The 13,672-nt window shown below is 57.5% G+C and carries 14 protein-coding genes; 6 read left to right on the top strand and 8 right to left on the bottom strand.

All coding sequences use genetic code 11. The annotated features are described in order from the left end of the window. Positions 1-81: 81 nt before the first annotated feature. Positions 82-1,164, bottom strand: coding sequence for a 2OG-Fe(II) oxygenase (locus AC1D19_RS28190; RefSeq protein WP_477755815.1), 1,083 nt, complete (start codon positions 1,162-1,164; stop codon positions 82-84). 348 nt (positions 1,165-1,512) lie between these two features. Here AC1D19_RS28190 and AC1D19_RS28195 point away from each other — a divergent pair, with 348 nt between their 5' ends. Beyond that, complete coding sequence (locus AC1D19_RS28195; RefSeq protein ID WP_108218102.1) at positions 1,513-1,674, top strand: DUF2986 domain-containing protein; 162 nt, start codon at positions 1,513-1,515, stop codon at positions 1,672-1,674. 216 nt (positions 1,675-1,890) lie between these two features. Then, positions 1,891-2,544, top strand: a complete 654-nt coding sequence (gene kynB / locus AC1D19_RS28200; RefSeq protein WP_477755813.1) for an arylformamidase — start codon at positions 1,891-1,893, stop codon at positions 2,542-2,544. 83 nt (positions 2,545-2,627) lie between these two features. Here kynB and antC read toward each other — a convergent pair whose 3' ends face one another. From antC to antA, 3 genes are read right to left on the bottom strand one after another with little or no spacing between them, the layout of a single operon-like run. Further along, positions 2,628-3,650, bottom strand: coding sequence for an anthranilate 1,2-dioxygenase electron transfer component AntC (gene antC / locus AC1D19_RS28205; RefSeq protein ID WP_477765315.1), 1,023 nt, complete (start codon positions 3,648-3,650; stop codon positions 2,628-2,630). An 18-nt stretch (positions 3,651-3,668) separates the two neighbouring features. Next, positions 3,669-4,160: an anthranilate 1,2-dioxygenase small subunit gene (gene antB / locus AC1D19_RS28210; RefSeq protein WP_477765316.1), complete on the bottom strand. Its 492-nt coding sequence runs from the start codon at positions 4,158-4,160 to the stop codon at positions 3,669-3,671. After that, a complete protein-coding gene (gene antA / locus AC1D19_RS28215) occupies positions 4,160-5,551 on the bottom strand; it encodes an anthranilate 1,2-dioxygenase large subunit (RefSeq protein ID WP_477765317.1) in 1,392 nt (463 codons plus the stop codon). The genes antB and antA overlap by 1 nt, the downstream gene beginning before the upstream one ends. Before the next feature lie 374 nt (positions 5,552-5,925). Here antA and AC1D19_RS28220 point away from each other — a divergent pair, with 374 nt between their 5' ends. Next, on the top strand, positions 5,926-6,939 hold the full coding sequence (locus AC1D19_RS28220) for an AraC family transcriptional regulator (protein WP_477756297.1): 1,014 nt from the start codon (positions 5,926-5,928) through the stop codon (positions 6,937-6,939). A gap of 12 nt (positions 6,940-6,951) precedes the next feature. On the opposite strand, the gene AC1D19_RS28225 is transcribed toward AC1D19_RS28220, so the two are convergent. Continuing rightward, positions 6,952-7,425, bottom strand: a complete 474-nt coding sequence (locus AC1D19_RS28225) for an Lrp/AsnC family transcriptional regulator (protein ID WP_108218106.1) — start codon at positions 7,423-7,425, stop codon at positions 6,952-6,954. A gap of 209 nt (positions 7,426-7,634) precedes the next feature. Here AC1D19_RS28225 and kynU point away from each other — a divergent pair, with 209 nt between their 5' ends. The 3 genes from kynU to AC1D19_RS28240 all read left to right on the top strand — a co-directional run bounded on the left by kynU (position 7,635) and on the right by AC1D19_RS28240 (position 11,797). After that, positions 7,635-8,885: a kynureninase gene (kynU, locus tag AC1D19_RS28230; protein WP_477765318.1), complete on the top strand. Its 1,251-nt coding sequence runs from the start codon at positions 7,635-7,637 to the stop codon at positions 8,883-8,885. A 100-nt stretch (positions 8,886-8,985) separates the two neighbouring features. After that, positions 8,986-10,299 carry an OprD family porin gene (locus AC1D19_RS28235; RefSeq protein ID WP_477765319.1) on the top strand — a complete coding sequence of 438 codons (1,314 nt, stop codon included), beginning with the start codon at positions 8,986-8,988 and terminating at the stop codon, positions 10,297-10,299. Positions 10,300-10,384: 85 nt separating this feature from the next. Then, positions 10,385-11,797: an amino acid permease gene (locus tag AC1D19_RS28240; protein WP_477765320.1), complete on the top strand. Its 1,413-nt coding sequence runs from the start codon at positions 10,385-10,387 to the stop codon at positions 11,795-11,797. 124 nt (positions 11,798-11,921) lie between these two features. On the opposite strand, the gene AC1D19_RS28245 is transcribed toward AC1D19_RS28240, so the two are convergent. The 3 genes from AC1D19_RS28245 to AC1D19_RS28255 form a co-directional block, all read right to left on the bottom strand. Continuing rightward, entirely contained in the window at positions 11,922-12,128 is a 207-nt protein-coding gene (locus tag AC1D19_RS28245; RefSeq protein WP_477765321.1) for a co-regulatory protein PtrA N-terminal domain-containing protein, read from the bottom strand. An 82-nt stretch (positions 12,129-12,210) separates the two neighbouring features. After that, a complete protein-coding gene (locus AC1D19_RS28250) occupies positions 12,211-12,864 on the bottom strand; it encodes a hypothetical protein (RefSeq protein WP_477765322.1) in 654 nt (217 codons plus the stop codon). Positions 12,865-13,141: 277 nt separating this feature from the next. Continuing rightward, positions 13,142-13,420: a DUF2790 domain-containing protein gene (locus AC1D19_RS28255; RefSeq protein WP_477765323.1), complete on the bottom strand. Its 279-nt coding sequence runs from the start codon at positions 13,418-13,420 to the stop codon at positions 13,142-13,144. Positions 13,421-13,672: the final 252 nt, after the last annotated feature.

Genomic DNA, 13,672 nt, shown 5'->3' on the forward strand with positions numbered 1-13,672 from the left:
CGCTCGATGTACCGACTGCACTGACAACGAGCTGGCATTCAAGGCCGTCTGTAATGACAGCTGAGTTGTGTTGCACACGAGTCAGCTTCCAATAAATGGGAGATTCTCTTCTCGAATGACGCGAGCGGCATCATCGTATAGAAACGGGAGAAACATATAGCGGCGACCTTGGGTTACAGGCGTGGCTTCGTGCAAAAGTGAACACGAAAACACCACAGCCCCTCCTGTTGGAGCGCTGTAAAGCGCTTTTCCAAACTCTGGAAAATGCAGAAAACCGCCTTCGTACTCTCCGGAATTAAGAAACAGGGAAACGGCAAAACGGCGATGCGCTGTACCCTTCGTGGTGTTATCCCTATGGGGCCGGAAATGCCCGCCTTCATCGCTGTTGTAGCAGGCCACCAGATAGCGCTCCATTCGAGTGGCATTGAACTGGAACGCTTTGTGTAGCTCTGGAAGCAAACGGTCGGCTATACGCAGCGAGCATGCTTTGGATAGAGCCTTGTCTTCAATAACGCAGTCACGACGTTGCTTGTGGCCATGGTCGGTGATGTAGACGGTTTTACCCGACTGCTCCATCATAAACCCGGATTCCTCTCCGCCACGTTCGTCGTAATAACGTATTAGTGCTTTACACAGCTTGGGCTCAAATATACGGGGAATCACCAGGACAGGGGCGTGTGGTGTGGCGGCATGTGGCGCAGCCAGTGCGGGTAATCTATCCAGAAAGCGCATTAACGAGGGTATATGGTTATCAACCGGTGCCTCTATCGGGATGATGGCCAGGAAACGCAGCGCAGGATCCAGCACGCAGGTCATTTGCCTGATGCTGCCGTCTGGCTGCAATGTACCGTAGAGCTGACTGACTGACCGATCGAAGTCCCAGATGAAGCGCATGCCAGGTATCGCACTTTCTACCCGCTTCAGCTTTTCATCCTCGGGATCTACGGAAACACCAAAGAAGCAGACGTGATCGTCATTGAACCGCTGGCGATGGGCCCGAACACCCTCCAGAACTTTAATTGATGCAGGATCAGCCGCAGAACCAAAAAAACAAAGCACTACATACCGACCGCCAATGGTGTCGAAACAAAAGCGCTCTCTTTGTTGAGTGCGGCAATGGAACCAAGGGGCAGGTCCACCGACTGAAAACGCTGTAGCGCGCATCACAACTCCTTGCCGGCAGGCAGTGGATCGCTATCAGGAATAAAGTCAGGAGACTCACGCCGAGCACTGCTTCTTCCCCAAAGGTACCGCGTACAAATGGGCTTACGGTACCGCATCACTACGATGCCGATGCGGGAAAAGCGCCAGGCACTCGAAGCTTGCAGGTAAAACTAGTTCAGTCTTGTCGAAGCTGCCCAGAGCGCAGATCGCGATTGCTCCTTCATGACTGGTATCCAGGGGCGATTCACCGCCTGTTTCCAGCGTTATGCACCAAGTGCGCACCACAGGGATCTGACCCGATACTTTAAGCTGATATCATTCAAGCACTTGCAAAAGGAGTAGGAAAACATGAACCGTCGTAAAAAAATAAACCAGTTGTTAAAGGCTAACGCCAAAAAAGCCAGTGCCAAATTGGCACCGAAAAGCAAGTCAAAATACATCAGTAAAGCGGACCGATTGAAACTGGCTGCTGAGTCCAGTCAGGACTCCAGCATTTGCGCTGAGAGCTGATCCATATCGTCGTTCGCCACAAGAAGGGCGGGTATGGCGTTTGAGAGAGCCCTGCACCGAACTTTGTGAAAGCGACACGCGTTGAAATTTCCTGCCGCAATCCCGCTCATCCACGGCGGTTTGTGCGAAAGCCCACACGGTTACCCAAGGTTTTTGCACGAATCTTCACCGCTGTCGCTCGTATCATTTCACTCGGTAAATCCGGTGAGCATTGCGATGACAAAAAAAACAACGTTGTGGGACATCAGTCCACCCTTGAGTACCGAAACGCCGACCTGGCCGGGTGACACGCCGTTCCAGGAGGAACGCGTCTGGACCTACGGTCCCGAGTGTCCGGTGAATGTCGGACGCATCACCCTGTCGCCGCATACCGGCGCCCACGTCGATGCACCGCTGCATTACAGCGCTGATGGTGCGCCGATTGGCGATGTGGCGTTGGACGTCTATATCGGGCCTTGCCGCGTTTTGCATTGTCTGGACAGCGGCGAACTGGTGCAGCCCGGGCAATTGCAAGGACGTTTGCACGACGTGCCCGAGCGCGTGCTGCTGCGCACCTATCGACAAGCGCCGCTGACAGCCTGGGATTCAGGGTTCACGGCCGTTGCCAGGGAAACCATCGACTTGCTGGCGAGCCTTGGTGTGCGGTTGATTGGCATCGATACGCCCTCACTGGACCCCCAGCAATCCAGGACCATGGATTCACACGGTGCCGTGGCCCGCCATCACATGGCGATTCTTGAAGGCATCGTGCTGGACGATGTCCCGGAAGGCGATTATGAATTGATCGCCTTGCCGCTGCGCTTTGCTCATCTGGACGCCAGTCCGGTCAGGGCGATTCTGCGGCCGCTGAGTACGTCGCAACGCGGGTAACCCATTCAACAGATCCGAAGTGGACGCCGGAACCGGGCACCAACCTGGCTCCCGGTTCCGGCGCCCCATTCGGGTGAGCGATGTCAGGCATTACTCTCGGTGAATTTTTCGTAGTACAGGTGCACGCTGTCCAGTGCCTGGGCCTGTAACCAGGTTTTGATCGACTCAACCATCGGCGGTGGCCCGCAGACGTACATATCAACCTCGCCATCGCGCAGTTCAGCGGCGTCGAAGTGCTCGGCAATGTAGCCGCGCTTGCCGGTCCAGTGCGGTGACGGCTCGCTGACCACCTCGGTGTAGCGCAACCCCGGGATGCGTTGCGCATACGCGTGGATGCGCGCCTGCTCGCACAGGTCGGTCGCATCGCGCACACCGTAGTACAAATGCACGGGTTGCTCGCAGCCGCGTTCGGCGAGCTCGTCGAGCATGCCCAGCAATGCAGAAAGACCGGTGCCACCGGCCACCAGGATCAGCGGCCTGGCGACGTGTCGCAGATAAAAAGCCCCCAGCGGTGCCTCCAGAACGATTTGGTCGCCCACCTGACAGCGTTCGCGGATGTAGTTGCTCATTACCCCGTCGGGAAGCAGGCGAATCAGAAACTGCAGCTGATTGCTGGCGCTCGGCCGATTGGCGAACGAATAAGAGCGCTTGTTCTCGGTGCCCGGGATCCGCAACCGGGCGTATTGTCCCGGCAGGAAATCCAGTGATTGCCCGACCTGACCCAGATCCAGATGCAGGATCGCGGTACTGGCCGAGACCTGTTTGACGTCGCTGACCGTTGCCGTGAGTTGATCGGGGCCGGCGGCATTGCACAGGCTGGAGGCGAAGTCGAAATAGAACGCCGCGTCGGATTTGACCCGTGTCTGGCAGGTGAGCATTTTGCGTTGTTGCAGGTCCTGGCTGGAGAGGGCTTCCTCATCCACATAGTCCTGGCTGTAATCGCCCGACTCGCAACGCCCCTGGCAGGTTCCGCAGACGCCTTCGCGGCAATCCAGGGGAATGTTGATGCCATTGCGCAGGGCGGCGTCGAGCAGGATTTCGTTGGGTTGTACGGGAAAGAACAGCGTTTTGCCGTCGGCAAAGCTGAACGCGACCTTATGGTTCATGCCCCGGTCTCCTTGGATTCAGATGTGGTAGAAATCGAGTACCGAGTTGATGGTGTCGTTGAGCAGCAGCACATGCTTGCGAGTGATCAGCCAGCTATCGGCGTGTGGCGTGAGGTGATAGGTCGCGCGGCCGAAAAACTGCTCGGATGTCGCCAGGCGGTAGTACAACGTGTGCCAGTTCAGCCGCACCTCCAGCTCGCCGTTTGCAAGCTCGCCGATCCGCACGTTGTTGATCTGATGCAAGGTGCGCGGCATTGGCGTCGAGGACGCGGACTTGCCGGTGCGCAGGCGGAACACGCGGTCTTCCAGGCCTGAACGATTGGGGTAATAGATCAGCGACATTTCGCGTTTGGGGTCGCGGGTGTAGACGTGTTCGGAGTCCCATTGCGGCACGTGGAACTCGCTGTGCTCGGCGAACAGCTGGATGTAGGCATCCCAGTCCTGAGCGTCGCACAGTTCGGACTTGCGATAGAAAAACTGTTCGATCTGGTACTGCAATTGCGCATTCATCATTGCACCTCACGGAGTTTCAGGGATTTCGCGTCCAGGCCATCGAGCAGGAATTGCTGCCAGTTGCGGTGCTGGTTGACGTAAAGCCCTTCGTGGGTGAATTCGGTGCCGGTCATGGCCGGGGCAATGCCGATCGCTTCGCTGTTGGGCGTGGCACCAGTGGCCCAGCGGTGACTGCCGCGGGAAATATCGCTCCAGCGTTCCAGGCGCGCCTGAAAGCCACGCTGGGCTTCACGGAACTCCACCAGGTCATCCGGTGTGCCCAGGCCCGAGACGTTGAAGAAGTCCTCGAACTGGCGAATGCGGTTTTCGCGATCGGCATCGGACTCGCCCTTGACGCCGATGCATTGGCTGACGATTTCGGTCTTGTTCCATGCCACCGGGCGGATGATGCGCAATTGCGAGCTGATCTGATCGAGGAAAAACAGGCTCGGATAGATATTCAGGTTACGCAGGCGATGCATCATCCACTCGGCCTTTTGCTGGCCGTGTTCTTCGATCAGGCGCGGCATGATCGTCGCGTAGCCGGAGCGCACCGACGGGTTGGGCATGTCGCTGAACAGCAGGCTGTGGCCATTGTTGAAGGCGAACCAGCCGTCATCGGTATTGGCATCACCGGCGCCGAGCTTGCTGTAGTCGAGGGTGCCGCTGGCGGCGGTGCCGTTCTCGCTGTTGACCTGCTGGCGGTGCTGCACCGTGGCCACGTAGTTGTAGTGGACCGTGCTGACGTGATAACCATCGAGGCCGTTTTCGTTCTGCAGTTTCCAGTTGCCGTCGTAGGTGTAGGCCGACTTGCCGGGCAGTACCTCCAGCTCACCGGTCGGTGACTGGGCGACCATCATGTCGAAGAACACTTTGGCGTCGCCGAGGAAGTCTTCCAGGCTGTTGTCGGCGTGCACATCCAGGCTGATGAAGACGAAACCCTTGTAGCTCTGGATGCGGGCTTTCTTCAGGCCGCGGGTGGCTTTGTCGAAGCCTTCCGGGTACTCGCCCGGCGCCTTGACCTTGACCAGGCGACCATCGCTTTTGTAGCACCAGGCATGGAACGGGCAGGTGAAGGTCGACTGATTGCCCTTGCCGACGCGGGTCAGCGTCGTGCCGCGATGCTGGCAGGCATTGATCAGCGCATTGAGCTGACCATCACCGTCGCGGGTAATGATCATCGGCTGGCGGCCGGCGCGCATAGTCACGAAGTCGTGGTTGTTGGCCAGCTCGCTTTCGTGGCAGGCGTAGATCCAGTTCTTTTCGAAGATCAGTTCCATCTCCAGATCGAACAGCTGCGGCTCGGTGAAGATGTCCCGGGCGATGCGGAATACGCCCTCTGCCGGGCGGAAATCCAGGCAGCTTTGGATAAACGCTTTCCACTGCTCGACGTTTTTTTCGCCACTCATGGTGTGCACCTTTTTTATTGGGCTAATCGGTGCGCTCATTAGAGGAGCGGGGCGGGTGGCGGTCTATCCGATAAGTTGGCGAAGGCAGTCCGTAAAATTGGGGGGCCGGTAACAGTTGGTTGGGCAGCGATGACACAAATCCCGCACCAGGTGATAAACGGCTGCACCTGATTGCGCCAATCAGATACTGTTTTGCAATGCGCCGAGTGCTGATCGAGTGCTTTTGCGGCTTTGTCAGCCATGTCTTATCCGCTTAGTTACCGATCACTATCCGTTAAGTGGGCGCCGACGATTTATGGCGTGGAAGTTGCTCCTTTCCCGCCTGGTACGCGCCGTCAGAGCGCGCCGAAAATATTGCCTGTGAGTGCACCGTGATGAGCAGCAAAGTGGATCCGCAGTTTCGCGACATTCGTGTCGACAGCGATGACCTGGAGGCCGCCAGAAGCTGGATGTCCGGTATCTGCGGGCCCCATCGACTGGTGAGCGCGACCCCCGAACGGATTCGCTTTCATCACAACGCCAACATGTTCAAATCGATGGCCACCACCCTGGGTACTATCGAATACGGCACCGATGTCACCATCGATATCGAAGACGCCGAGCACTTCAGCAGCTACAGCCTGAGCTTGCCGCTGGTGGGCCAACAGGAGCTGAGCAAGGATGGCAGCGTGCTCAGGTCCGACCGCGATCAAGGGGTCATCGTGTCGCCCAATGAAAACCAGCTGCTGGCGATCTCCGGTGACTGTCGCAAGGTTCAGGTGGTGATTACGCGTATCGCGATGAGCGAAGCGCTGGAGGGGATGTTGCAACGGCCTCTGGACGCGCCGCTGCGCTTCGAGCCGGTGATGGATGCGATCGATGGCGCATCGGCGTCGTGGTGGCGCATGGCGCGTTACTTCATCGACGAGCTTGCGCGCAGCAGCGAACTCTTCGAACAGGTGGCCTTCACCCGGGACATTGAAAGCTCGCTGATCAAAGGCTTGATCCTGGCCCAGCCCAACAACTATTCGCAGGCGCTGCGGGACGTGCTGGGCGTGAAGTTGCCGCACTACCTGATCAGGGCTCGACAGTACATCCACGACAACGCCCGCGAAGCGTTGCATCTGGAGGACATCGAGGCCGCTGCCGGCGTTTCGCGCTTCAAGTTGTTCGATGCGTTCAAGAAGTACTTCGCCATGTCGCCAATGGTCTACCTGAAAAAGTACCGCTTGAACGCCGTGCGCCAGGAGATTCTTGAGCACGGTTCGGCACGCAATATTTCCGGGATCGCGATGGGCTGGGGGTTCATGCACCTGGGGCGTTTTTCCACCGAGTACCGCAAGCTGTTCGACGAAACCCCGAGCATGACGTTGCAGCGCAACGAAGCCCGGCGCCTGCACGGGCTTTGAAGGTCGGCGTCCTTACTTGCGTACCACCAGATCCAGCAATTGCTCACGCTCCTTGATTTTTTGCAGGACGATTTCCGAACGTATATCGGTGACGCCGGCGGTGCGGTTGAGGTGGTTGACGATGAAATCCGAGAAATGTTTGAGGTTGCGGGCCTGTACCCGCAACACATAGTTGCTCGCCCCGGTAACCACATAGGCGGTGACCACTTCCGGCCACTGCTGAACCTTCTTGATGAAGGTCTCGTGCCAGTCCTCGACGTCCTGTCGCAGCGACACATGAACGATGGCTTCCAGTTCAATGCCCAGCCGTTCGGCGTTCAGCACCGCGCGATAGCCGGTGATGATTCCTTCGCTTTCCAGCAGGCGCAAACGACGCAGGCAAGCCGACGGTGACAAGGCGACTTTCTCCGCCAATTCCTGATTGCTGATGCGGCCATCCTGTTGCAATTGATGCAGGATTCGCAGGTCTGTCGAGTCAAGATTCATGGTTTGAATAAATCCGCGTTTATTGGGGTTTGATTCGAATATTCTGCGAAATAACTACTACATGACCGGTTACTTTGCACGAAAATTCTTCAAAGGTTCGTTCATTATCTCTCCACCGAAAGGCAAGTGAAGCGCCTTGAATCAGGGCGCCTGAACCGGCTGATGCAACCTGCCCGGATGGCGTCGCATAACAAAAAACAGGACACCCGATGACGACAAGAAACAGTTGCCTGGCACTTGATGCCCAGGACGCGCTGGCACCCCTGCGCCAGCAGTTTGCGCTCCCCGAGGGCGTTATTTATCTCGATGGCAATTCCCTGGGCGCGCGGCCGGTCGCTGCATTGGCGCGGGCGCAAGCGGTGGTCGCCGAGGAGTGGGGCAATGGCTTGATCCGCAGCTGGAACAGCGCAGGCTGGCGCGAACTGTCCGAGCGTCTGGGCAACCGCCTGGCGGGCTTGATCGGTGCGGGGGAGGGTGAAGTCGTGGTGACCGATACCACTTCGATCAACCTGTTCAAAGTGCTGAGCGCCGCTTTGCGCGTACAGGCCACCAGGTCGCCGCAGCGACGGGTGATCGTCAGCGAGTCGAGCAATTTCCCCACCGACCTGTACATCGCCGAAGGCCTCGCGCAGATGCTGCAACAGGGTTATACCCTGCGCCTGGTCGACAGTCCTGAAGCGTTGCCGCAAGCGATTGACCAGGACACGGCAGTGGTCATGCTCACCCACGTCAATTACAAGACCGGCTACATGCACGATATGCAGGCCCTGACCGCGCTGACTCACGAATGTGGCGCGCTGGCAATCTGGGACCTGGCCCATTCCGCGGGCGCGGTACCGGTCGACCTGCATCGGGCGGGTGCCGATTACGCCATCGGCTGCACCTACAAGTACCTCAATGGCGGGCCGGGCTCGCAGGCCTTTGTCTGGGTTTCGCCACAGTTGTGCGATCTGGTGCCGCAGCCACTGTCCGGCTGGTTCGGCCACTCGCGGCAGTTCGCCATGGAGTCGCATTACGAGCCGAGCAGCGGCATCGCGCGCTACCTGTGCGGCACCCAGCCGATTACCTCTTTGGCGATGGTCGAGTGCGGCCTGGACGTGTTCGCCCAGACCGACATGGCCAGCCTGCGCCGCAAATCCCTGGCCCTGACCGACTTGTTCATCGAATTGGTCGAGCAGCGTTGCGCGGCTCACGAACTGAAGTTGATCACGCCGCGTGAGCACGCCCGGCGTGGCAGCCATGTCAGCTTCGAACACCCCGAAGGTTATGCGGTGATCCAGGCCCTGATCGAGCGTGGCGTGATTGGTGATTACCGCGAGCCACGCATCATGCGTTTCGGTTTCACCCCGCTGTACACGACCTTCACCGAAGTCTGGGATGCGGTACAGATTCTCGGCGAGATCCTCGACCAGAACACCTGGTCGCAAGCGCAATTCCAGGTTCGTCACAGCGTGACCTGAACCCTGCGGCGTCCGTTTCCTGCTGCGGGTATTTCCCCGCGGCGGGGTTTCTCTCGCCCAATCATCAGTTCTGCAATCACAATAATAAGGAGCACGCAGAATGAAACTGTCCCTCTGGCCTGCCTTGCCGCTCGCCATCTCCAGTTGCCTGGGCCAAATGGCCTGTGCCGCAACCGACAACGGATTTGTCGAAGACAGCAGCCTGACCCTGACCAACCGTAACTTCTATTTCTACCGCAATAACCTCAACAACCCGGGCGGTCAGAACTATCGGGACGAGTGGGCCCACGGGATCATGCTCGATTACCGCTCCGGCTACACCCAGGGAACGGTGGGGTTCGGGGTCGATGCTTATGCGCAGTTGGGCCTCAAGCTCGACAGTGGCAAGGGACGCACGGGCACGGGTTTGCTGCCGGTCGATGCCGATGGCCGTCCCGAGGATGAGTATTCCGAAGCGGGTGGTGCGGTGAAGGCGCGGATTTCGCAGACCGAGCTCAAGTACGGCAACCTGACACCGCTCAACCCGGTGTTCGGCACTGGCAATGCGCGTCTGTTCACCAGTGTTGCCACCGGCTTTCAGTTGACCAGCAATGAACTCAAGGCATTGCAACTGGACATCGGTCACTTCACCGCTGGCAACGACAGTAATTCGACCAATGCCAATGGCGCGCTCAAAGCGCTGTACGCCGGCGTGGAAACCCGCAGCGTCGATTATCTGGGCGGCAGTTATGCCCTGAGCGATCAACTGAGTGTCAGCCTGTACGGTTCGCAGTTCACCGACATCTGGCGCCAGTACTACGCCAATACCAACTACACCTTTGCCCTTGGCGAAGGCCAGTCGCTGAACCTGGATTTCAATCTCTATCGCACCAACGACAGCGGCCAGAGCCTGGCCGGCAAGATCGACAACACCACCTGGTCGCTGGCCACCGCGTACAGGTTCGGCGCCCATCGAGTGACCCTGGCGTACCAGCGGGTCGATGGCGATGAGCCGTTCGATTACCTGGGGTTCGATCAGCAACCGGGCACCTCGATCTTTCTCGCCAACTCGATTCAGGTCCTCGACTTCAACGCCCCCAACGAACGCTCCTGGCAACTGCGTTATGACCTGGACATGGCACCTTTCGGCGTGCCGGGTCTGAGCTTCATGTCGCGTTACGTCAGTGGTGACCATATCGATGACAGCCATTACGACGGCGGACCCATTGGCGCCTATGGACGTTACGGCGATGACGGCAAGCGCTGGGAGCGCGACCTCGAGGCACGCTATGTCGTGCAGTCGGGCAAGGCCAGGGATCTTTCAATACGCGTGCGTCAGGCCAGTGTGCGTTCCACCGCGCAGGTCGCCCGTGCCGACACCACGGACAACAACGAAGTCCGGGTGATCATCGAGTATCCACTGAGTATTTTCTGATCCGTGTCCTGCTGTGCGTGGCTGATCCCCACCGTTAAACCCACGACGTGCTCTTCAAGAAAGACAAAATCCAGAGGACATAAAAATGACCGATAACTCCGGTTTCGAAACGATATCCAACCGTGAACACGGCCTGCGGCGTCAGCTGACGTCGGGGCAGATGAGCATGATCGCCATTGGCGGTGCAATCGGCACCGGGCTGTTCATGGGCAGCGCCTATGCCATCGGTTATGCCGGGCCGAGCGTACTGCTCAGCTACGCCATCGGCGCAATCATCACCTTGCTGCTGATGGGCTGCCTGGCCGAAATGACCGTGGCCCATTCGACCTCGGGTTCATTCGGTGCCTACGCCGAATTTTATGTCAGCCCCTTGGCCGGGTTCCTGGTGCGCTATGCCTATTGGGCGGCGATTGTGCTCGCGGTGGGCACGGAAGTGACGGCGGTGGCGATGTACATGAAGTACTGGTTTGCCAACGTGCCGGAGTGGATATGGATCGTCTCGTTCTCCAGCGTGCTGATCGTGCTCAATGCCATCAGCGTGAAGACCTTCGGCACTTTCGAATACTGGTTCTCGACCATCAAGATCGGCGCGATTGTCGGCTTCATCATCCTGGCGGTGTATGTGGTGTTCGGTTCCGGCAATCCGGACTACGGCGTGCACAATTACACCGCTCACGGCGGCTTCTTCCCCAATGGACTGCAAGGGATGTGGATCGCGGTGATCGTGTCGATCTTCAGCTACCTGAGCGTGGAGATGATCGCGGTGGCTGCCGGAGAGGCAAAAGACCCGGAACAAGCGGTGAAGAAAGCTTTTCGCGGGACTATCGTGCGCCTGGTGGTGTTCTACCTGCTGACCCTGGCATTGATGCTGGCAATCGTTCCTTGGGTCCAGGCTGGCCATGCCCAGAGTCCGTTCGTCACGGTGATGCAAGCCATCGGCATTCCCGGCGCCACCGGCGTGATGAATTTCGTGATCCTGATTGCGGCGTTGTCGGCGATGAACAGTCAGCTGTACATCACCACGCGCATGATGTTCAGCCTGTCCCGTGCCGGCTACGCGCCAAAATCCATGGGTGTGCTTAGCAAGACCGGGATCCCGCTGAACGCGCTGTTGCTCTCCAGTTCAGGTATCGCCCTGGCGACCTTGCTCAACATCCTGTACCCGGAAAGTTCGTTCACCCTGATGATGGCGATCTCGATGTTCGGCGCGATCTTTACCTGGTTCATGATCTTCCTCACGCACTTCTGTTTCCGTCGTTTTCACGAACGCAATGGCAACCGCAAACTGTCGTTCCGCATGCGTCTCTTTCCCTACAGCACATTGCTGGGGCTGGTGCTGATGGGGGCGGTGATGATCACCACCTACTTCACTGAAGCCTTCAAGATGACCCTGGTGTTCGGTGTGCCGTTTCTGCTGGTGCTGTCGATTGTCTACGGTATTTTCTTCAGGAAAACCAGGGCGGTCACGCATCAAGAGCGAAAAATACTGGCCCCATAAAAAATGCCCGTATCTCACGATACGGGCATTCTTCAACCTGCAAGGCTTGCCCTGCCGTTATGACCCTGTCGTGAAGGTCAGCTGGCTTGGGTGCTGCATTCGAGGCTTGAGGCCGCACCACAGATCAGCTGTTGGTGCGGTCTGCTGCCTTGGCTTTGCTTTCAGCTACAGCGGCTTCAGCCTTCTGTTTCTGGGCAACCTGGAAGGCTTTCATCGAGACTGTCCGGGCCGACTCCATGCGTGCGAAGGTCCGATCACCGCCACCTGTGGCCATCGCCAGAGAAGAAGCGGTCAGAGTGGCGACTACGAAGAGAACTTTCATGGATTTCATTTGGATATCCTCAAGTGAGACTTTATTAACAGTTAAAGCGGGATTCATTGGCTAGCGCTGAACGTCCTTGTTCAACCTGGAATTACCAGCCAGCCAGGGCGGCGTTTCCTGGAGTCCTGGTGCCTTGCTCCATGTGCGCTTCGGTGTCTCTGTTTTTGGCCCAGGCAGTGAGCAATACCATCATCCCGAACCCAGCGACGATGAGCACCGGATAGGCTGCCAGCAACTCCACCAGGGAGTACTTCCAGGCCAGCGGACGACCAACGCCCAGCATGGCGGCATAGAACCACGACACGCCAGAGAACGCCCCCGAGAACAGCGCCAGCATGCGCAGGCTGAAGGAGAGTTTCAGTAACGAACCGGCTTTTTTCAGCGCCGGCAATACAGCGCGATGCAACACGAAGCCGTTAACGGTCAACAGCACAACGATGCCGATTTTGGCTTGCAATTTTGGATTGAGGAAATACTCCATCCCCTTGCCGGCATAATCGATCCCGACAATACCAATGCCTGTAATCCAGAGCGCGACAAGTGCAAGCGATACGGTTTTTTGAAGACTGTCCATGTGCGCGTCATCATGGTGACCTGATGCATCGCCCTTCAGGAGTTGCTTGACCATTGCAATGTCACTGGTCAAAACCAGCCCGATTGCCACGCAGCAGGCGATAAGATGAAAATATACAACGCCCAAACGCACATATTCCACGGTGGACGAAGAAAACATACTAAGTTCCATGGTGACCTCTTGGTTGTAATAGTGAATCGACTTGGCTCTCGGCACGGCATAATTGGAGTTTGCCGTTGCTGATGGCAGTCAAGATYCAGTAATTACTATTAATTAATCTTGCGGCATGACGCGGCCAAGATAATAGTGATTTTCACGAATGAACTTTTAATCATTCGATTATTTTAATTTTCAGGTAACAACAAACATCATCCGCACTGGGTGCCTATGAGGTTTGACTTCCGCTTCTGGGGSGCAGGCGAGGCCCGGAASCCTRTCSGCGAGCGGATCAGGCAATGCTGGTGGGGGCGGCAGGGCTTGCACCCCATTCGAGGAAACGGATCTTGTGAACCTCACCCTCGCTGTCTTCGTAGACCAGGGTCACCGGTACCACGCCGGTCTTGTCGGATGTATCGGTGCGCTGCAGTACGCGTTTCACATCGATGTCCATCCCGTAGTGGTATTCAACGGCCGAGACATGCGCGCCGGGTTCTTGCAGGCTGTTCTGGTCGAAGACACTGGGTGCGAGACTGGAAATCACGGCACTGACAATTGTGGCCATGCTCATAAGGCTGTACCTCTTCTGTAGTTCGCTTGACAAGGACCTAATGTGACACGTGATGAGAGTGAAGTTCACTGCACCGCGACGAACGTGCCTGCCTGAAAAGCCTGTAGTGGCTGCAAACTCCCGGCAATTCCCCGCGCTTGACGCCTCTCGACCATTCGTCCTTTAAACCCCGTATTTGTTGGTCAAAGTCCGTTTCTGAAGGAGGTCATGACATGTCATGACGGATTTTTCGCGCGGTGGTTGTGACAGTAC

The sequence above is a fragment of the Pseudomonas sp. P1_C12 genome, assembly GCF_056406435.1.